The sequence below is a fragment of the Streptomyces sp. L500 genome (assembly GCF_054551825.1).
Map to the genome: position 1 here is coordinate 1 of NZ_JBTOLC010000072.1, position 19455 is coordinate 19455.

15 protein-coding genes and 1 pseudogene are annotated in these 19455 nt (G+C 71.5%); 5 read left to right on the forward strand and 11 right to left on the reverse strand.

All coding sequences use genetic code 11. The annotated features are described in order from the left end of the window. Positions 1–151: pseudogene (locus ACX9I7_RS31320) on the forward strand (ATP-binding protein); the annotation flags it as partial. A gap of 134 nt (positions 152–285) precedes the next feature. Here the strand turns inward: ACX9I7_RS31320 and ACX9I7_RS31325 are convergent. The 3 genes from ACX9I7_RS31325 to ACX9I7_RS31335 form a co-directional block, all read right to left on the reverse strand. Further along, on the reverse strand, positions 286–480 hold the full coding sequence (locus tag ACX9I7_RS31325; protein WP_189451195.1) for an acyl-CoA carboxylase subunit epsilon: 195 nt from the start codon (positions 478–480) through the stop codon (positions 286–288). Positions 481–514: 34 nt separating this feature from the next. Next, positions 515–2098: an acyl-CoA carboxylase subunit beta gene (locus tag ACX9I7_RS31330; RefSeq protein ID WP_189451197.1), complete on the reverse strand. Its 1584-nt coding sequence runs from the start codon at positions 2096–2098 to the stop codon at positions 515–517. Between the two features lie 171 nt (positions 2099–2269). Then, on the reverse strand, positions 2270–4771 hold the full coding sequence (locus tag ACX9I7_RS31335) for a polysaccharide lyase 8 family protein (protein WP_459389243.1): 2502 nt from the start codon (positions 4769–4771) through the stop codon (positions 2270–2272). Positions 4772–4932: 161 nt separating this feature from the next. Between ACX9I7_RS31335 and ACX9I7_RS31340 the strand changes: the two genes are divergently transcribed. Beyond that, on the forward strand, positions 4933–5556 hold the full coding sequence (locus ACX9I7_RS31340) for a YceI family protein (RefSeq protein WP_387565749.1): 624 nt from the start codon (positions 4933–4935) through the stop codon (positions 5554–5556). Positions 5557–5567: 11 nt separating this feature from the next. Here the strand turns inward: ACX9I7_RS31340 and ACX9I7_RS31345 are convergent, their stop codons facing one another. Continuing rightward, positions 5568–7106, reverse strand: a complete 1539-nt coding sequence (locus ACX9I7_RS31345) for an FAD-dependent monooxygenase (protein ID WP_459389238.1) — start codon at positions 7104–7106, stop codon at positions 5568–5570. 82 nt (positions 7107–7188) lie between these two features. Between ACX9I7_RS31345 and ACX9I7_RS31350 the strand changes: the two genes are divergently transcribed. After that, a complete protein-coding gene (locus ACX9I7_RS31350) occupies positions 7189–7824 on the forward strand; it encodes a TetR/AcrR family transcriptional regulator (RefSeq protein ID WP_387565755.1) in 636 nt (211 codons plus the stop codon). Positions 7825–7896: 72 nt separating this feature from the next. Here the strand turns inward: ACX9I7_RS31350 and cimA are convergent, their stop codons facing one another. The 4 genes from cimA to ACX9I7_RS31370 all read right to left on the reverse strand — a co-directional run bounded on the left by cimA (position 7897) and on the right by ACX9I7_RS31370 (position 13605). Then, a complete protein-coding gene (gene cimA / locus ACX9I7_RS31355) occupies positions 7897–9531 on the reverse strand; it encodes a citramalate synthase (RefSeq protein WP_387565758.1) in 1635 nt (544 codons plus the stop codon). Between the two features lie 280 nt (positions 9532–9811). Continuing rightward, on the reverse strand, positions 9812–11143 hold the full coding sequence (locus ACX9I7_RS31360; RefSeq protein ID WP_459389239.1) for an MFS transporter: 1332 nt from the start codon (positions 11141–11143) through the stop codon (positions 9812–9814). 107 nt (positions 11144–11250) lie between these two features. Continuing rightward, positions 11251–12357, reverse strand: a complete 1107-nt coding sequence (locus ACX9I7_RS31365) for a branched-chain amino acid aminotransferase (protein WP_189451210.1) — start codon at positions 12355–12357, stop codon at positions 11251–11253. Between the two features lie 192 nt (positions 12358–12549). Continuing rightward, positions 12550–13605: a 3-isopropylmalate dehydrogenase gene (locus tag ACX9I7_RS31370; protein WP_387565767.1), complete on the reverse strand. Its 1056-nt coding sequence runs from the start codon at positions 13603–13605 to the stop codon at positions 12550–12552. A 130-nt stretch (positions 13606–13735) separates the two neighbouring features. On the opposite strand from ACX9I7_RS31370, the gene ACX9I7_RS31375 reads away from it, so the two are divergent. Then, positions 13736–15400, forward strand: coding sequence for a purple acid phosphatase family protein (locus tag ACX9I7_RS31375; protein ID WP_459389240.1), 1665 nt, complete (start codon positions 13736–13738; stop codon positions 15398–15400). Position 15401: 1 nt separating this feature from the next. Here the strand turns inward: ACX9I7_RS31375 and ACX9I7_RS31380 are convergent, their stop codons facing one another. From ACX9I7_RS31380 to ACX9I7_RS31390, 3 genes are all read right to left on the reverse strand, one after another. Next, a complete protein-coding gene (locus tag ACX9I7_RS31380; protein WP_164737850.1) occupies positions 15402–15554 on the reverse strand; it encodes a hypothetical protein in 153 nt (50 codons plus the stop codon). Positions 15555–15864: 310 nt separating this feature from the next. Then, positions 15865–17496: an L-glutamate gamma-semialdehyde dehydrogenase gene (gene pruA, locus ACX9I7_RS31385; protein ID WP_459389241.1), complete on the reverse strand. Its 1632-nt coding sequence runs from the start codon at positions 17494–17496 to the stop codon at positions 15865–15867. 44 nt (positions 17497–17540) lie between these two features. Beyond that, complete coding sequence (locus ACX9I7_RS31390) at positions 17541–18467, reverse strand: proline dehydrogenase family protein (protein WP_126918235.1); 927 nt, start codon at positions 18465–18467, stop codon at positions 17541–17543. Between the two features lie 179 nt (positions 18468–18646). Between ACX9I7_RS31390 and ACX9I7_RS31395 the strand changes: the two genes are divergently transcribed. Continuing rightward, positions 18647–19455 (forward strand): PucR family transcriptional regulator (locus tag ACX9I7_RS31395; protein WP_459389242.1); only part of this gene is annotated, 809 nt, incomplete at its 3' end.

Below are 19455 nucleotides of genomic sequence, written 5' to 3' on the forward strand. Positions count from 1 at the left end.
GCACCAGCCGTACACGCCGGAGGAGGTCCGTGAGGCCCTCCAGATCGGCCCGGACGCGCCGATCATCACCACGGACGCCCGGCACCGCAACGAGGCGAAGAGCGCCCTCATCACGCTCGTCGAGCACGCGCTGATGGCGCGGCTCCGCTAGTTCGGATGCGAAGAGGTCCCCGCACTCCTTGAGGAGTGCGGGGACCTCTTCGCGTTCCCGGCGGTCCCTGTGACGCGACGAGGGCCCCTCACCGGTCGGTGAGGGGCCCTCGTCGCGTTGTGGCGCGTTCTTCGTCAGCCCTGCCAGCTGTGCGGCGCCCGGAAGCCGGAGCTGCGCTCCAGGCGGCGCCAGGGGGCCGTGGTGCGGCGGGGACGGACGGGGGCGGCGGTGTTGCCGGCGGCGGCGCGGGCGAGGAGGACGGCGGTGACGGCCGCCAGTTCCTCGGCGTCGGCCGTGCCCTTCTCGACGCGTACGAGCGTGTCGTTCATGTGAATGTCTCCGATTGCTTCAGTACGGGACGTCTTACTGGGGCGGGTTGCCGTGCTTGCGCGCCGGCAGGTCCGCGTGCTTGTTCGCGAGCATCGCCAGCGACCGGATCAGCACCGACCGGGTCTCGACGGGGTCGATCACGTCGTCGACCAGGCCGCGCTCGGCCGCGTAGTACGGGTGCATGAGCTCGGCCTTGTACTCCTTGACCATGCGCGAGCGCATGGCCTCGGGGTCGTCCGCCTCCGCGATCTGCTTGCGGAAGATGACGTTGGCCGCGCCCTCGGCGCCCATGACCGCGATCTCGTTGGTGGGCCAGGCGTAGGTGAGGTCCGCGCCGATCGACTGGGAGTCCATCACGATGTACGCACCGCCGTAGGCCTTGCGCAGGATCACCGAGATCCTGGGCACGGTGGCGTTGCAGTAGGCGTACAGCAGCTTCGCACCGTGCCGGATGATCCCACCGTGCTCCTGGTCCACGCCCGGAAGGAAACCGGGTACGTCCAAAAGAGTGATGATCGGGATGTTGAAGGCATCGCACATCTGGATGAACCGTGCGGCCTTCTCCGACGCCTCGATGTCGAGGACGCCCGCGAGGGACTGCGGCTGATTGGCGACGATGCCGACGACCCGGCCGTCCAGCCGGGACAGGGCGCAGATGATGTTGGTGGCCCAGCGCTCGTGGATCTCCAGGTACTCGCCGTCGTCGACGATCTCCTCGATGACCTTGCGCATGTCGTACGGGCGGTTGCCGTCGGCGGGGACCAGGTCCAGCAGGGCCTCGCCGAGCCGGTCGGCCGGGTCCTCGCTCTCCACGCGGGGCGGGTTCTCCCGGTTGTTCTGCGGGAGGAGCGAGAGGAGGTAGCGGACCTCCTCCAGGCAGGTCTCCTCGTCGTCGTAGGCGAAGTGGGCCACGCCGGAGGTCTCGGCGTGGACGTCCGCGCCGCCGAGGCCGTTCTGGGTGATCTCCTCGCCGGTGACCGCGCGCACGACGTCGGGGCCGGTGATGAACATCTGGGAGGTGTCGCGGACCATGAAGACGAAGTCCGTGAGCGCCGGGGAGTAGGCGGCGCCGCCCGCGCAGGGGCCGAGCATCACGCTTATCTGCGGGATGACGCCGGAGGCCTTGGTGTTGCGCTGGAAGATGCCGCCGTAGCCGGCCAGCGCCGAGACGCCCTCCTGGATACGGGCGCCGGCGCCGTCGTTCAGGGAGACCAGCGGGGCACCGGCCGCGATGGCCTTGTCCATGATCTTGTGGATCTTGGTGGCGTGGGCCTCGCCCAGCGCGCCGCCGAAGATCCGGAAGTCGTGCGCGTAGACGAACACCGTCCGCCCGTGCACGGTTCCCCACCCGGTGATCACACCATCGGTGTACGGGCGCTTGGCCTCCAGCCCGAAACCGCTGGCGCGGTGCCGCCGCAGCGGCTCCACCTCGGTGAAGGAGCCCTCGTCGAGGAGAAGTTCAATGCGCTCGCGAGCGGTCAGCTTTCCCTTGGCCTTCTGCGCCTGGGTCGCCCGCTCGCTCGGACCTCGCCGGACCTGCTCGCGGATGGCGTGCAGCTCGGCGACGCGCCCACGGACGTCACTCGCCTCTACGGGCGCACCTTCGAGATTGCTCATGGAAAGACGGTACGTGGCGGGCCGCCCGGAACATCATGTCGGTTCCACACAACGTCGCGCGTGTTTTCGTGGGCAGGCGGCACAGAACCGCGCAGGGGTCTTATCAGCCCCTTGGGCGCGGGGGCGGGTCCCACGCTGTGAACACTCCACAAATGTGGCCCGGCGCGGCGGTCATCCGTGTGTCTTGACCAGCGATCTCCGCGTGGGCCGGGGTGCGGCGCGGACGGCCAGCCGGCAGCCGTGCGGGGCGCAGGCGGTGCCCGGCCGGATCCGCAGCCGCACCAGGGATCCCGTTTCCAGCACCTCCACGGCGGGGTCATGGGATGTGACGTTCCTCACAGGGTAATGCCATATGAGCTCGATGGGATCACCGGTGCGCAGGGGGCCCGCGATGTGGAGGGTCGCGGTGGAGCCGTCGTGGCGCAGGAGTACGGAGGCGGGGGTGTCGGTGGTGAGGGGACCGGCGGTGGCGGGGGCCCAGAAGTTGGCGGCGGTCAGGCCGAGGGAGGGGACGTGGACGGCCTGGACGTCCCCGGTGTTGGCGAGGACGGTGAGCCAGCCGGGGTCGGCGGCGCGGTCGGCGAGGGCGCGGGGGCCGGCGCCGGGCATCAGGAGGTGGACGTGGCGGGCGTCCTCGGGGTCGATGCCGTGGGGGCGCAGGAGGGTGAGGTAGCGCCGGGTGAGGGGGGTGGGCGAGCCGTCGGCGTTGATGTCGCGCCAGGCTCCGGTGCGGGCCTCGCGCAGGGCGGTGAGCGGGGCGCCGCCGGGGAAGACGTAGCCGCCGTGCCCGGCGAGGTGGACCCAGCGGACGCGGTCGAAGGACTCGCTCCAGCCGTCGTGGCCGGGCTGGGGCTCGCCGTCCACGGTGAGGACGGGGGTGCCGGTGGCGCCGAGGTTGCGGTTGTCGACGACGGTCTCGACGTCGGTGCCGTCCCGGGCGGTGATCCCGGCGTCCAGGCAGATGACGGCGTCGTCCGCGCAGAACCAGGACTTGCGGGCCTCCAGGGTGGAGCCGAGCCCCTTGAGGTGCTGTCCGACGGCCGCGTACTCCCCGTCGGTGACGCCGCCGACCCAGCGAGCCGCCGGTCTGGGGGCGCCCCAGCCGCCGCCCTGGTTGTCGGCGAGGGGGACGGCGGAGACGGTGGTGCCGGGCAGCCGGTAGGGGTCGACGGTGGGCCAGAAGGCGTCGGTGTACTGGCCGCCGGTGCCGTGATCGCCGGTGTCCTGGCCGCCGGTGCCGTGGTCGCCGGTGCCCTGGTCGCCGCCGTGGCCGGCGCCCCACCAGGTGAGCATTCCGGCGCCGGTGTGCCAGCCGCGCGGGTTCTCGCCGTTGCCGTTCTCGTAGTGGGTGACGCGGTCGGAGGCCATGGCGATGGCGGCGGTCCAGCCGGGGCGGCGGTGGACGGCCCGGTCCATGGCCGGGAAGAGCCGGTGGCCCACGGGCTCCGGGGCGGCGGGCGCGGGCCCGGCGGCGATCGCGGCGAGCCGGGCGAGGTCGGCGACGCCGAACTGGGGGTCGGTGAGCACGGGGCTGGTGGTGTCCCGGGCGATCCAGCCCTTGACCATGCCGTGCCAGCGCTCCCGCTCGGCCGGGCTCGCGCCCGCCGCGAGCAGGGCGATGGCCGCGATGAGGGCGTGGCCGCGCTGGTGGTCGCTCTGGACGGGCCCGTCCGGCTCGGCCGCCCGGACGCCCCTGCTGATGGCACGGCCGGAGACGCAGTCCATCACCAGGCCGTCGTGGATCAGTGGCGCGAAGGCGTGCTCCACGCTGTCGTGAATGATCCGCCGGTTGGGGTCGGTGACCTCCCAGCGCGAGCCGCGCAGCAGGGCGAAGAGCCGGCCGAGCCCGTCGAGCAGCACACAGCCGTAGGTGCCGGTGTAGGCCACCCAGGTGTGCTGGATGAACGATCCGTCGGCGTAGAGCCCGTCGCCCTTGAGGACGTGGGGGAAGACCGGGGAGAGGGCGTCGCGGGCGAGGGCGACCTTGGCGGCGTCCTCGCCCAGGACGCCGCGCAGGGCCACGACCCGGCACAGGTCGACGCGGTTGGCGCCGGTGCTGGTGCCCGTGTAGGGGCCGATCGCCGAGTCGGGGACGAAGTGGTCGACGGCGGCCAGCAGCCGGGCGCGCCGGTCCGGGCCCACCGCGTCGTGGAGGAGGGCGGCCGTGTCCAGCAGCAGCCGGGGACTGCCGATCTGCCACTCCCACCAGTTCCCGTAGCGGACGGTCCCGGGGTGGTACACGCGCTCGTGGAGGTGGTCGAGCCCGGCGAGGACGTCGGCGGCGAGGCCGGCGTCCCCGGTGAGGCCGGTGCCGGGCTGGGCGTGGGCCTGGGCCATGGTGAACAGCCGGGCGTAGCTGCGGGTGATCCCGGCAGGCGGGTCGAAGGGCGTGTCCGGCCAGAGCGAGCCGGCGGCGGGGCGCATGCTCGCGCGATGGGCTCGGGCCTGCTCCCCGGTGCGGCGCAGGACGCCGGCGTAGGGCTCGGCGGCGGGGTCGAAGCCGGTGCCGAGCGTGAGCTCGCGCCAGCGGCGACGCGGCCCGGCGAAGTCGCCGTCCGGGCCGGCGAGGGCGGCTCCGGGCAGCGCGGCGCCCAGCCCGAGGGCACCGAGGGCGGAGGCGGCGAGAAAGCCGCGGCGGGTCCATGCGGGGGTGGACGACGGCACGGCGCACACGGTGGCACGGGGGCGCACGGGGCGCAATGACGCCTGCCAAATGACGCCTGCCGCGGGCTTCCGGCCGGACCCCCTCCGGAGTAGTTGAAGCTTGAACCAGATTGCGCTATCGTCAATCTCGTTGAAGGTTAAACAACCTTTCTCTACCCCCAGGAGCAGTCATGGGCCTCTTCACCCGCAAGCGGGACACCGCCGTCACCCCCACCGCCACCGCCGTCCTCGACACGGACCCGGCCCTCGCCGCGCTGACCGGCGACTACACCATCGACCCCGCCCACAGCAGCATCGGCTTCACCGTGCGCCACGCGATGGTCACCAACGTCAAGGGCTCCTTCCCCCAGCACGAGGGGACCCTCCGCCTCGACGGCTCCGACCCCGCCCGCTCCACCGCCGCCATCGACGTCAGGATCGACAGCGTCGACACCGGCATCAAGGACCGCGACGCCCACCTGCTGAGCGGCGACTTCTTCGACGCCGAGGCGTTCCCCCTGATGACCTTCCGCTCCACCGCCGCCGAGCGCGTGGGCGGCGACCGCTACCGCCTCACCGGCGACCTCACCATCAAGGACGTCACCCGCCCCCTCTCCATCGACCTGGAGTTCAACGGCTCGGCCACGGACGTCTACGGCAACGAGCGCGTCGGCTTCGAGGGAAGCGCCGAGATCCTGCGCTCCGACTGGGGCCTGACCTGGAACGCGGCCCTGGAGGCCGGCGGTGTGATGGTCAGCGACAAGGTGAAGCTGACCTTCGACATCTCCGCGGTGAAGACCGCCGCCCAGGCCTGACCCCGTGCGGATCAGTGACCGAGGCGCGCCAGCCGGTCCATGACCTCGGCGCCTCGGTCCGCCGCCACGCTCAGGGCTATGTGGTTGTCGGGCCGTACGAGCACGAGCCCGTCGCCCTCGATCCCGTACGCCCGTCGGACGTGCCCCTCGTGGTCGTCGACACGCAGCACGGTCAGCATCCCGTCGTACTTCTCCCCCGCATCCGCGAGGACCTCCGCCAGAGCCTTCGCGCTCGTCGGCCCTACGCCGAGGAGGGTGAAGCGCGGACCGGCGAAGACCTCGAAGAGCCGTATCCCCTTGCCGGTCACCGCGTCCCGGCAAGGCGCGTCGGGTGCCCGCTCCCCCGCCTTGGGGCCGCCCCACGCCAGCGAGCTCCAGCCGTAGCCGACGCCCAGCGTGGTGGTGTCGTCGGTGACCACCGCCTCGGTGCCGACGCCCGCCTCCCGGACGCCCTCCAGGACCGCGCGCAGCCGCTCGTTGGTGAGGTCGAGCGTCCACGCCGCGACCGGCAGCCGCTCCTCCTCATAGGTGTCCAGCAGCCCCGGACCGGCCAGCCCGCGCACCACGAAGGCCAGCTTCCAGCCCAGGTTGAAGGCGTCCTGGATGCCGGTGTTCATCCCCAGGCCGCCGGCGATCGAGTGGACGTGGGCCGCGTCCCCGGCGAGAAGGACCCGCCCGACACGGAAGCGGTCGGCCATCCGCACGTTGACGCGGTATATGGAGAACCAGGTGGGGTCGGTCAGCCGCACGTCCGGTATCCGGGCGCACCGCTCGAAGAGCCGCTGGAAGGACTCGAGCGACGGCGGCAGCGGCCGCCCGTCGGCGTCGCGCTCGGGCGAGCCCTGCAACTGCCAGTGCGCGCTGCCCGGGAAGGGACAGAGCATGAGGGCCGCGTCCTCGTCGAACCACTGGTGCCAGTAGGCCGGGTCGAGCCCGTCGGCGCGGACGTCGCCGACCACCATGCTCTCCTCGGCTTCGGTCTCCCCCTCGAAGGCCACGCCCAGCGCCTTGCGCACGGGGCTGTGGCCGCCGTCGCAGCCCACGAGATAGGACGCCGTGATCCGCCGGCCGTCGGCGAGCGTCGCCACGACGCCGTCCGCGTCCTGGGTGAACCCTGCCAGCTCACAGCCGAGTTCGACCTGGACGCCGTGGTCGGCGAGCCGCTCGCGCAGGATCTCCTCCGTGCGCCACTGGGGGATGAGCAGGCCGCTGGCATAGGGGGTGTCGGGGGTCGGGGACCGGTCGGCGAAGGCGACGTGGTCCGCCACGGCGACGCCGTCGCGGTATTTGCGCAAGGTGATGTGCTCGATGCCGGACGCCGCCGCCCGCTCCCCCACCCCGAGGTCGTCGAAGAGCTCGCGGCTGCGCTGGTTGAGGCCCTTGCCGCGCGAGCTCCGGTGGAACTCCGGCGACTTGTCGATGATGCGGACGGCCGCGCCGGCGCGGGCGAGCGAGCAGGCGAGGGTCAGGCCGGTGGGGCCCGCGCCCACGATCAGTACGTCGGTCGGCACGCCAGCCGACACGTCGGTCGGTACGTCTGTCGAAGTCATGTGTCCATGAAAGACCCACCCCGCCGAAAACGCAACTGGGTAACAAAAGATTCTGGGTAACGTCACCTGCTAGAGTGACCCCGTGACCGATGAGACGGGACTGCGGGAACGGAAGAAGCAGCGCACGCGCCAGGCGCTGTCCGACACGGCCATCGAGCTGTTCCTGAAGCACGGCTTCGACCAGGTGTCCGTCGCGGACGTCGCGGCGGCGGTCGAGGTGTCCAAGCCGACGCTCTTCCGCTACTTCCCGGCCAAGGAGGATCTGGCGCTGCATCGCATCGCCGACCACCAGGGCGAGGCGGCGCGCGTCGTCGCCGGCCGGGCGGCCGGCCAGTCGCCGCTGGGCGCGCTCCGCGCGCACTACCACGCGCGCCTGGACGCCCACGATCCCATCACGGGCCTCAACGACCACCCGGTCGTGCGGGCGTTCAACGACATGCTCTACGGGACGCCGAGCCTGCTCGCCCGCCTCGTCCGCTACGCCGAGCGGGATGAGGAGTTGCTGGCGGAGGCGCTACTGGAGACGGGGCGCGGTGACGCGCTGACCGCCGGGCTCGCGGCGGCGCAGGTCATCACCACGCATCACCGGTTGGCGCAGGAGAACTGGCGGAAGTTGGCGTCGGGGCGGGCGATCGGCGATGCGCTGGTCGAAGCGCATGCGGATGCGGATCGGGCGTTCGACTTGTTGGGGGCGGGGCTGGATGCCTCTTTCCCCTGACCCGCCCCTTCCCGAACCGGGGCTCCGCCCCGGACCCCGCTCCTCAAACGCCGGAGGGGCTGATACGGGCACTCACTCCTGCGGGTCCACGCCCGCCCGTCGCAGCCCGTACGCGTACGCGTCGTCCAGGGCCTGCCAGGACGCCGCGATGACGTTCTCCGCCACGCCCACCGTGGACCACTCGCCGCTCTCGTCGCTCGTGGAGACCAGGACGCGGGTCGTCGAGCCCGTGCCCAGGTTGCCCTCCAGGATGCGGACCTTGTAGTCGGTCAGCCGGATGCCCGCGAGCTGGGGGTAGATGCGCTCCAGCGCCACCCGCAGCGCCCGGTCGAGGGCGTCGACCGGGCCGTTGCCCTCGGCCGTGGCGACGATGCGCTCGCCCTTCGCCCACAGCTTCACGGTCGCCTCGTTGGCGTGGGTGCCGTCCGGGCGGTCCTCGGCGATGGCGCGCCAGGACTCCACGCGGTAGTAGCGCCGCGCCCGGCCCTCGATCTCCTCGCGGAGCAGCAGTTCGAAGGAGGCGTCGGCGGCCTCGTACGTATAGCCCGCCAGCTCCCGCTCCTTGACCCGCTGGACGACGCGCCCGATCAGCTCGCGGTCGCCGCCGAGGTCGACGCCGAGTTCCTTGCCCTTGAGCTCGATGGAGGCGCGGCCGGCCATGTCGGAGACGAGCATCCGCATGGTGTTGCCGACCCGCTCGGGGTCGATGTGCTGGTAGAGGTCCGGGTCCACCTTGATCGCCGAGGCGTGGAGCCCGGCCTTGTGGGCGAACGCGGAGACCCCCACGTACGGCTGATGCGTGGACGGCGTGAGGTTGACGACCTCGGCGATCGCGTGCGAGATCCGCGTCGTCTCGGCCAGCCTGCCCGGCGGCAGCACCCGCCGGTCGTACTTGATCTCCAGGGCGGCGACGACCGGGAAGAGGTTGGCGTTGCCGACGCGCTCGCCGTAGCCGTTGGCCGTGCACTGGACGTGGGTGGCGCCGGCGTCCACCGCGGCGAGGGTGTTGGCGACGGCGCAGCCGGTGTCGTCCTGGGCGTGGATGCCGAGGCGCGCGCCGGTGTCGCCCCGCACGGTGCGGACGACGGCGTCGATCTGGGCGGGCAGCATGCCGCCGTTGGTGTCGCACAGGACGACGACGTCGGCGCCGGCCTCGTGGGCGGCGCGCACGACCTGGGTGGCGTAGCCGGGGTTGGCGCGGTAGCCGTCGAAGAAGTGCTCGCAGTCGACGAAGACACGTCGGCCGTGCGAGCGCAGGTACGCGACCGTCTCGCGCACCATCGCGAGGTTCTCCTCCAGCGTGGTGCGCAGGGCGAGTTCCACATGCCGGTCGTGCGACTTGGCGACGAGGGTGATGACGGGGGCCCCGGACTCCAGGAGGGCGGCGACCTGCCGGTCGTCCTCGGCGCGCACGCCCGCCTTGCGGGTGGCGCCGAAGGCGACGAGCCGGGCGTGCCGGAAGGTGATCTCCGCGCGGGCGCGCTGGAAGAACTCGGTGTCGCGGGGGTTGGCGCCCGGCCAGCCGCCCTCGATGAAGCCGACGCCGAAGTCGTCCAGGTGGCGGGCGATCGTGAGCTTGTCCGCGACGGTGAGGTTGATGCCCTCACGCTGCGCGCCGTCGCGCAGGGTGGTGTCGAAGACGTGGAAGGCGTCGTCGACGGGGGCTTCGGGTTCGAGGGGCTCGCGGCCGTCGGTTGCGTCCGTCATTGCTGGTCTGACTCCTGTGAGGATGTCGGTCTGCCGGGATGACCGGTACCGCCGCCCCCGGTGGGCCCGCGCCCTGCGCCGTCCGGCGAGGTGGGCCGGAAACGCAAAAACCTCTCGCGGGTGCGAGAGGTCTGCGCGCGGGTCTGGGACGACGGTGTCCGCTTCGTACGGGTGGTACGGGAGCGGTCACTGCGGACCGGCGCGCCTGTTGCCCATAATGATGGCGAACGGGAGCATGGCGGCATACTGCCACAGGTCCGGTCCCCGATGCGGGTGGGTCTCAGGATGCGGGCACTGTGTCCGTCCCCGTCTCGGCGGAAGCCCGGGGTGCCGTGCCGACGTGCTTCAGGTCGGTGTCCCGGGTCTCGCGCATGGTGAGGTAGACGACGAGCGAGACCGCCGCGCAGCCCGCGACGTACCAGGAGAAGCCGGACTCCAGGCCCGCGTCCTTGAACCAGAGGGCCACGTACTCGGCCGTGCCGCCGAAGAGGGCGTTGGCGATGGCGTAGGGCAGGGCCACGCCCAGCGACCGGACGCCCGTGGGGAACAGCTCCGCCTTCACACAGGCGTTGATCGAGGTGTAGCCGGTGACGATCACCAGCGCCAGCAGCGACAGTCCGAGGGCCGGCCAGAAGGATCCCGCGTGCTTGAGCATCGCCATGATCGGCACGGTGAGGAAGGTCGAGCCCACGGCGAAGGTGATCAGCAGCGGCCGGCGGCCGATCCGGTCCGAGAGCGCGCCCGCCAGCGGCTGGAGGGCGGCGAAGACGATCAGCGCGCAGAAGCTGACGAGCGTCGCCGTCCGCTTGGGCAGGCCCGCGGTGTTGGACAGATACTTCGTCAGATACGTGGTGTACGTGTAGTAGGCGACCGTGCCGCCCATGGTCAGGGCGATGACGAGGAGCGCCTCGCGCTTGTGCCGCAGCAGCGCGCGGATCGTGCCCCGGTCGTCGGCTCCCGTACCGCTGTCCTCCGCGTACGTCTCCGTCTCCAGCATGTTGCGCCGCAGGTAGAAGATGACGGCGGCGCCGAGGGCGCCCACGACGAAGGGGATCCGCCAGCCCCAGCTGTGGAGCTCACCGCTGGTGAGGGTGTGCTGGAGGAGGATCAGCAGCCCCAGGCCCAGGATCTGGCCGGCGGTCATGGAGACGTACTGGAAGCTGGAGGCGAAGCCGCGGCGGCCGGGCGCGGAGGCCTCGGTGAGGTAGGTGGCGCTGGCCGCGTACTCGCCGCCGACGGACAGACCCTGGAGCAGCCGGGCGACGAGGAGGACGGCGGCGCCGCCGTAGCCGGCGACCCCGTAGGTCGGGGCGACGGCGATGAGCACGGCGGACGCCGACATCAGCGTGACCGTCAGGGTGAGGGCCGCCTTGCGGCCGCGCCGGTCGCCGACCCGGCCCAGCAGCCAGCCGCCGACGGGCCTCATGAAGAAGCCGACGGCGAAGATGCCGGCGGTGTTCATGAGCTTGGCGGTGTCGTTGCCCGCCGGGAAGAAGGAGCCCGCGAAGTAGGTGGCGAAGCTGGCGTAGACGAACCAGTCGAACCACTCGACCATGTTGCCGGCCGAGCCGACCCAGATCTTCTTCCAGTGCCGTGAATGTGCCTGTCCCATGAGGGATCACGGTGGCGGAACGGCCCGGATTCGGACAAGGGTCCGGCCGGCAACGATCACATGGACTTGCGTGCGTTATGTCCACCGCCCGCAAGGACGAACCGGTCTCAGCCCAGCGGGTGCATCCAGCCGTGGGCGTCCTCGGTGACGCCGGTCTGGACCGCCAGCAGCGCCTTGCGGAGGTTCATGGTGACCTCGCCGGGCTCGCCGTCGCCCTGGGTCCACTCGCCGCCCGTCGACTTCACATGCCCGACGGGGGTGATCACCGCGGCCGTGCCGCAGGCGAAGACCTCGGTGAGGGTGCCGTTCTCGGTGTCGCGCTTCCACTGATCGGTGGAGACGCGGCCCTCCTCGGACTCGTAGCCGAGGTCCTTGGCGATGGTCAGCAGCGAGTCACGGGTGACGCCGGCCAGCAGCGAACCGGTCAGCTCCGGCGTGACGATCCGGGGCTTCTCGCCGTCGCGGCCCCCGTACACGAAGTACAGGTTCATGCCGCCCATTTCCTCGACCCACTTGTGCTCCAGCGCGTCCAGCCAGACGACCTGGTCGCAGCCCTTCTCGGCCGCCTCGGCCTGGGCGAGGAGGGAGGCCGCGTAGTTGCCGCCGGTCTTGGCGAAGCCCATGCCGCCGGGGACGGCGCGGACGTAGTTCTCGGACAGCCACACGGAGACGGGCTTGACGCCACCGGGGAAGTACGGGCCGGCCGGGGAGGCGATCACGATGAAGAGGTACTCGTTGGCGGGCTTCACCCCGAGGCCGACCTCGGTCGCGATCATGAAGGGGCGCAGATAGAGGGAGGCCTCGCCGCCGTGCGCCGGGACCCATGCCTTGTCCTGGCGGACCAGGACGTCACAGGCCTCGATGAAGGTCTCGACCGGCAGCTCGGGCATGGCGAGCCGGCGGGCGGAGGCCTGGAAGCGCCGGGCGTTGGCGTCGGGGCGGAAGGTGGCGACCGAGCCGTCGGGGCGGCGGTAGGCCTTGAGACCCTCGAAGATCTCCTGCGCGTAGTGGAGGGTCATGTTGGCCGGGTCGATGGACAGCGGCGCGTACGGGGTGAGCTGGGCGTCGTGCCAGCCGCGGCCCTCGGTCCACTTGATGGTCACCATGTGGTCGGTGAAGTGGCGGCCGAATCCGGGGTTCGCCAGGATCCGCTCGCGCTCCGCGTCGGAGAGCGGGTGCGAGGAGGGCTTGAGCTCGATCGTGGGCGTCGTCATGAATGCGTGTCCTTCACCTTGGTAGTGGCGGACCGCGCTCACGTCGCCCCGAGGGCATCGGGACGTCCGAGCTTCTTCGCCTCAATCGCGGCCCCACGTTCGATTATCGCTCGTGAGGGGCCCGACGGAAAATGTGCGCGCGGCCGGTAATCGACGGTGATATCCGGTCGCGCGCGGAAACGCGGACCGGTATCAGCCGGTTTGTACGGATGCGAGTACGCGCGATACGAGCGCGTCGCCCACCTGGTCGGTGGTGCGCACCACGCTGCCGCGCCCGGCGATGTCCTCGGCGACGGCCGTCTCGACGCGCGCCGCCTCCGCCTCGTACCCGAGGTGGCGCAGCAGGAGCGCCACCGAGAGGACCGTGGCGGTGGGGTCGGCCTTGCCGGTGCCCGCGATGTCGGGCGCGGAGCCGTGGACCGGCTCGAACATCGAGGGGAAGGCCCCGGTGGGGTTGATGTTGCCGGAGGCGGCGAGCCCGATGCCGCCGGTGACGGCGGCGGCCAGGTCGGTGAGGATGTCGCCGAAGAGGTTGTCGGTGACGATGACGTCGAAGCGCTCCGGCTGGGTGACGAAGAAGATCGTCGCGGCGTCGACGTGCAGATAGTCGGTGGTGACCTCGGGGTACTCGCGGCCGACGCGGTCGAAGATCCTCTTCCAGAGGTGCCCGGCGTGTACGAGGACGTTGTTCTTGTGGACGAGGGTCAGCTTCCGGCGGGGGCGGGCCTGGGCGCGCTCGAAGGCGTCGCGGACCACGCGCTCCACGCCGTAGGCGGTGTTGACGCTGACCTCGGTGGCGACCTCGGCGGGGGTGCCGGTGCGCAGCGAGCCGCCGTTGCCGGTGTAGGGGCCCTCGGTGCCCTCGCGGACGACGACGAAGTCGATCTCGGGGCGGCCGGCGAGGGGGCTGACCGTATGGGGGAACAGCTTCGACGGACGCAGATTGACGTAGTGGTCGAAGGCGAAGCGCAGCTTCAGCAGCAGACCGCGCTCCAGGACGCCGGAGGGCACCGTCGGGTCGCCGATCGCGCCCAGCAGGATCGCGTCGTGCTGCTCGAGGGAGGCCAGCTCGGCGTCGGGGAGGGTCTCGCCGGTGGCGTGCCAGCGGCGGGCGCCGAGGTCGTACTCCCGGGTCTCCAGCTTGACGTCCGAAGGGAGCACGGAGTCAAGAACCTTGAGGCCCTGGGCCACGACCTCGGGGCCGATGCCGTCACCGGGGATCACTGCGAGACGAATGCTGCGAGACATACCGGGACCGTACTCCTGCGTCCCGCCTGATGACACACCCCGTCCGCGATATGGACACATTGCCAGCCGGACAGGCCACATTCACCGAAAGTACGTGTCCAGGCCGCCCACTCCTGGCACTTTTTCCGACATGGACACACCACGAGTAGGCATCCCCGACCGTCTCGCGCGCGACATGACGATGGCCGAGCAGCACGAGTACCTGCGCGGCAGGTTCACCCGGCGCGGGCTGCTGCGCGCGAGCGCCGTGACGGCCGGCGCGGTCGCGGGCACCGGGCTGCTGGGGGCGGGCGCCCCCGCCGCGTTCGCCGGGGGCGGCGGCACCGCGCGGCCCCTCTCGCCCACCCTGATCACCACTCCGGCGACCGCGAGAGTCGACGGCTCGCTCGTCGCGCCGTTCGGGCGGCACCTGGCCTTCGGGGCCGACCCGCGGACGCAGATGCGGATCTCCTGGCAGGTGCCGTTCGCGGTCAAGCGGCCGTTCGTCCGCGTCGGCCTGAAGCCCTGGGACCTCAGCCGGCGCATCCCCGCCGAGGTCCGCACGCTCCACACCCCGCCCCTGAGCAAGAAGCTCCCGGCCGTCGACCAGGTCTACCTCCACGCCGCCCTGGACGGTCTGGCCCCCGGCCAGACCTACTACTACGGCGTCGGCCACGACGGCTTCGACCCCGCCGACACCCGCCACTTCGCGACCGTCGGCACCTTCGCCACGGCGCCGGAGCGGTCCGAACGGTTCGTCTTCACGGCCTTCGGCGACCAGGGCGTCAGCTACCACGCCCTCGCCAACGACCAGCTGATCCTCGGTCAGAACCCCGTCTTCCACCTCCACGCGGGCGACATCTGCTACGCCGACGACAGCGGCTCCGGCAAGCCGACGGACGTCTACGACGCCCGCACGTGGGACCAGTTCCTCGCCCAGACCGAGACCGTGGCCTCGCGGGTGCCCTGGATGGTGACCACGGGCAACCACGACATGGAGGCCTGGTACTCCCCCAACGGCTACGGCGGCCAGAGCGCCCGCTGGACGCTGCCGGACAACGGCTTCGACGCCCGGAACTCGCCGGGCGTCTACTCCTTCGTCTACGGCAACGTGGGCGTCGTCGCGCTGGACGCCAACGACGTCTCGTACGAGATCACCGCCAACACCGGCTACAGCGACGGCCGGCAGACGCGCTGGCTCGACCGGCGGCTGCGGGAGCTGCGCGAGCGGCGCGACGTCGACTTCATCGTGGTCTTCTTCCACCACTGCGCCTTCTCCACGACCAACGGCCACGCCTCGGACGGCGGGGTGCGCGACCTGTGGGTACCGCTGTTCGAGAAGCACCAGGTGGATCTGGTGATCAACGGCCACAACCACGTCTACGAGCGCACCGACGCGATAAAGCGCGGCAAGGTGGCGAAGCGGGTGCCGATCGGCGAGTCCGTCGACTCCTCACGGGACGGCATCGTGTACGTCACCGCGGGCGGCGCCGGGAAGTCGCTCTACGACTTCCCGGTGCCCGACAGCTACGAGGGCCATGTGAAGGACGTGGACTCCGTGGCCAGCTACCACTGGGCCAAGGGCCGGGTGAAGGCCAAGGAGACGGTGGAGTGGTCGCGAGTGCGCTATACGGGCTACTCGTTCCTGGCGGTCGAGGCGGAGCCGGGCCGGCACCCCAGGCTGACGGTGACGGCGCTGGCGGAGAGCGGCGCCCGGGTGGACCGCTTCGAGGTGACGCGGAGCGGAGCCGAGAAGGAACAGCACAGCACCGTCACCCGCCCCGCGCGGGAGGACGAGGACGACCGGGGCCGGTGACTCAGTGACCGGTGACGCCGCCGTTGTCGCGGCGGTCGAGCGCGCGCTGGAGCGCGGCGGCGGCGTTGGCCCGGTCGGTCTGACGGGCGGCGCTGTCGGCCGCGCGGGCGGCGCGGCGGATCCGGCGGGCGGAACGGACGGCGGTCTCGGGCATGGTCACGTCTCCTCTGCTGGGCCCCGGGCGGGGGCGGGCGAGCGGGAAGCGAGAAGGAATCGAAAGCCGGGAGAAGGGCGGGGGCCGGGGTGCCGCAGGGGTCACCTGCGCGGGGCACCGGGCCGCGTCCGCCGTCGCTCGATGGAGCGGGACGTTCGGCTCCCTCCACGCTAGGTCAGGGCCCGGCGTGGTGTCTCCACTATTACTCGGACTTCCTACTATCTGAGACAACGACACCGCCCGCGACACGACGCCGCCCCCGCCCGGCTGGGGGGCCGGACGGGGGCGGGGCTCATGCGCGGGCCGTGGATCAGCCCATGTGCGGGTAGCGGTAGTCGGTCGGCGGGACCAGGGTCTCCTTGATCGACCGGGTGGACACCCAGCGCTGGAGGTTGCTCGCGGCACCGGCCTTGTCGTTGGTGCCGGAGGCGCGGCCGCCGCCGAAGGGCTGCTGGCCGACGACGGCGCCCGTCGACTTGTCGTTGATGTAGAAGTTGCCCGCGGCGAAGCGGAGCTTCTCCATCGCGTCGGCGGCCGCGGCGCGGTCACCGGCGATGATCGAGCCGGTCAGGGCGTAGGCCGAGACGGACTCCATCTGGGCGAGCATCGCGTCGAAGTCGGCGTCCTCGTAGACGTGGACGGCGAGGATCGGGCCGAAGTACTCGGTCGTGAAGACCTCGTTCTCCGGGTCGCTGCACTCGATGACGGTCGGGCGGACGAAGTAGCCCACCGAGTCGTCGTACGTGCCACCGGCGACGATCGTGCAGGTGGGGTCCTCCTTGGCGCGGTCGATGGCGGCCTTGTTCTTGGCGAAGGCACGCTCGTCGATGACGGCGCCGATGAAGTGCGACAGGTCGGTGACGTCACCCATGGTGATGCCGTCGACCTCGGCCGCGAACTCCTCCTTGAAGCCGTCCTCCCAGATGGAGCGCGGGATGTAGGCGCGGGAGGAGGCGGAGCACTTCTGGCCCTGGAACTCGAAGGAGCCGCGGGTCAGCGCGGTCTTCAGGATGGCGCGGTCGGCGCTCGGGTGGGCGACGACGAAGTCCTTGCCGCCGGTCTCGCCGACCAGGCGCGGGTAGGAGCGGTACTTCTCGATGTTGTTGCCGACCGTCTTCCACAGGTACTGGAAGGTCTTGGTCGAGCCGGTGAAGTGGATGCCGGCCAGCTCGGGGTGGTTCAGGGCCACCTCGGAGACGGCGATGCCGTCACCGGTCACCAGGTTGATGACGCCCTTGGGCAGGCCGGCCTCCTCCAGCAGCTTCATCAGCAGCACGGCGGAGTGGGTCTGCGTGGGGGACGGCTTCCAGACGACCACGTTGCCCATGAGGGCCGGGGCGGTCGGCAGGTTGCCGGCGATGGCGGTGAAGTTGAAGGGCGTGATCGCGTAGACGAAGCCCTCCAGCGGCCGGTGGTCGCTGCGGTTCCACACGCCGGCGGAGTTGGCGACCGGCTGCTCGGCGAGGATCTGGCGCGCGAAGTGGACGTTGAAGCGCCAGAAGTCGACGAGCTCGCAGGGCGTGTCGATCTCGGCCTGCTGCGCGGTCTTGGACTGGCCCAGCATGGTGGAGGCGGCCAGCGTCTCGCGCCAGGGGCCGGCCAGCAGCTCGGCGGCGCGCAGGATGATCGCGGCGCGGTCGTCGAAGGACATCGCGCGCCACGCCGGGGCGGCGGCCAGGGCGGCGTCGATCGCGTCCTGGGCGTCCTGCTCGGTGGCGTTGCGGTACGTGCCGATCACGGCGGCGTGGTTGTGCGGCTGGACGACCTTGAAGGCCTCGCCGCCGCCCATCCGCTTCTCACCGTTGATCGTCATCGGTAGATCGATGGGGTTGGCCGCCAGCTCCTTGAGCTTGGCCTCCAGCCGGGCGCGCTCGGGGGAACCGGGGGCGTAGGTGTGCACCGGCTCGTTGACCGGGGCGGGGACCTGGGTCACAGCGTCCATGAGTTCCGTGTCTCCTTCGGGGCTTGACGGGGGTGTCGGGGGGCTCAGCCCTTGGTGAGGATCGAGCGGGCGAAGAACAGCAGGTTGGCCGGCTTCTCGGCGAGGCGGCGCATGAAGTAGCCGTACCAGTCGGTGCCGTACGCGGTGTAGACACGCATGCGGTGGCCCTCGGCCGCCAGCCGGATGTGCTCTTCACTGCGGATGCCGTAGAGCATCTGGAATTCGTACTCGTCCGGATTGCGACCTGCCTGCCTGGCCAGCTCCTGCGTGATGGCGATCAGACGGGGGTCGTGCGAACCGATCATCGGGTAGCCCGAGCCCGCCATGAGGATCTTGACGATCCGCACGAACGCCTTGTCGATCTCGGCCTTGTCCTGGTACGCGACGGAGGCGGGCTCCTTGTACGCACCCTTCACGATACGCACCCGGCTGCCGGCCGCGGCGAGCCGGCGGGCGTCGTCCTCGGTGCGGAAGAGGTAGGCCTGGATGACGCAGCCGGTCTTCGGGAAGTCCTTCCGCAGCTCCTCGTGGATGGCGAACATGGAGTCGAGGGTCGTGTGGTCCTCGGCGTCCAGGGTGACCGTGGTGCCTATGGCGTCGGCGGCCTCGACGACCGGGCGGACGTTGGCGAGGGCCAGCTCGTGGCCGTTCTCCAGGGCCTGGCCGAACATGGAGAGCTTGACCGACATCTCGGCCTTCTCGCCGAGGCCGAGCTCCTTGAGCCGGTCGATGAGCTCCAGGTAGGCGTCGCGCGCCGCGTACGACTGCTCGACGGTGGTGATGTCCTCGCCCACCACGTCGAGGGTGACCTCGAGGCCCTTCGCCGCCGCGTCCTCCACGATCGGGATGACCTGGCCGACGGTCTCGCCGGCGATGAAGCGGTCGACGACCTGCTTGGTGCCCGGGGCGGCCGAGACGAAACGGCGCATCTTGTCGCTGCGGGACGCGGCGAGGATCACGGGACCCAGCATGGGCACCTCCACGATGAAGGCCGTCCCCACCTGGGGAGACGGCATAAGTGACTCATCGTGAAACGTAGAGTTCACGCCATCTCGCTGCCATCGACACCTGTCACGCATTCGTGGCCGGGATCTCAGACAGATGTATGACAATGATGGCCGACGAATACCCGAAAGGAGCGGGCCGCAGCATGCGTGGCGAGTATCAGCACCTCGTGGACGAGATCTCCGCGGCGCTCGGCGTCCCCGCGACGCTCGAGGACCGCGACTTCGGCCTGATCGCCTTCGGCGCCCACGGCGGGGACGACGACGCCGACCTGATGATGGACCCGGTGCGCACCCGCTCGATCCTCCAGCGCCGCTCCACGGCGGCGGTCCGGGCCTGGTTCGAGGCGTTCGGCATCGCCCGGGCGCAGGCGCCGCTGCGCATCCCGCCGGACCCGGCGGCGGGGGTGTTCACCGGCCGCATCTGCCTGCCGGTGCGCCACGGCGGGGTGGTGCACGGCTACGTCTGGCTGCTGGACGACGAGCACCTGGCGGGCCTGGACCTGGGCGTCCCGTTCGCCGACCCCCGGCTCGCCCAGGCGGTGGAGACGACCCACCGGATCGGCGCCCTGCTCGCGGCGGAGGCCCGGGCGGGCGCGGAGCTGGGCGAGCTGCTGCGGGATCTGCTGACCGCCCGGCCGGCGGCGGTGGAGGCGGCGCGCGGCGCGCTGCGGGAGGCCCTGGGCCCGGCGGCCGACGGGCCGCTGGCGCTCGTGGCGGTCGCCCCCTGGCAGACGGGTGACGGCGAGCCGAGCCCGGAGGGTTCGGGCTCGGCGCTGGCGGAACGGTCCGGGGTGGCCGCGATGTGCGCGGTGCCGGGTGCGCTGCCCGACGGCTCGGCGGCCCTCGCGGCCCTCGTCCGGCTGCGGGCCGGCTCCGCGCCGGCCCCCGCCCGGGCCGTCGCCGACCGGCTGCTGCGCTCGCCGCGCGCGGGCCGGCCCGCGCCGGACGGCGT

Coding starts and splice junctions, on each gene's coding strand:
- ACX9I7_RS31325 (WP_189451195.1), bottom strand. CDS start 480: ATGAACGACACGCTCGTACGCGTCGAGAAGGGCACGGCCGACGCCGAG.
- ACX9I7_RS31330 (WP_189451197.1), bottom strand. CDS start 2,098: ATGAGCAATCTCGAAGGTGCGCCCGTAGAGGCGAGTGACGTCCGTGGG.
- ACX9I7_RS31340 (WP_387565749.1), top strand. CDS start 4,933: ATGGGCCTCTTCACCCGCAAGCGGGACACCGCCGTCACCCCCACCGCC.
- ACX9I7_RS31345 (WP_459389238.1), bottom strand. CDS start 7,106: ATGACTTCGACAGACGTACCGACCGACGTGTCGGCTGGCGTGCCGACC.
- cimA (WP_387565758.1), bottom strand. CDS start 9,531: ATGACGGACGCAACCGACGGCCGCGAGCCCCTCGAACCCGAAGCCCCC.
- ACX9I7_RS31360 (WP_459389239.1), bottom strand. CDS start 11,143: ATGGGACAGGCACATTCACGGCACTGGAAGAAGATCTGGGTCGGCTCG.
- ACX9I7_RS31365 (WP_189451210.1), bottom strand. CDS start 12,357: ATGACGACGCCCACGATCGAGCTCAAGCCCTCCTCGCACCCGCTCTCC.
- ACX9I7_RS31370 (WP_387565767.1), bottom strand. CDS start 13,605: ATGTCTCGCAGCATTCGTCTCGCAGTGATCCCCGGTGACGGCATCGGC.
- ACX9I7_RS31375 (WP_459389240.1), top strand. CDS start 13,736: ATGGACACACCACGAGTAGGCATCCCCGACCGTCTCGCGCGCGACATG.
- ACX9I7_RS31380 (WP_164737850.1), bottom strand. CDS start 15,554: ATGCCCGAGACCGCCGTCCGTTCCGCCCGCCGGATCCGCCGCGCCGCC.
- pruA (WP_459389241.1), bottom strand. CDS start 17,496: ATGGACGCTGTGACCCAGGTCCCCGCCCCGGTCAACGAGCCGGTGCAC.
- ACX9I7_RS31390 (WP_126918235.1), bottom strand. CDS start 18,467: ATGCTGGGTCCCGTGATCCTCGCCGCGTCCCGCAGCGACAAGATGCGC.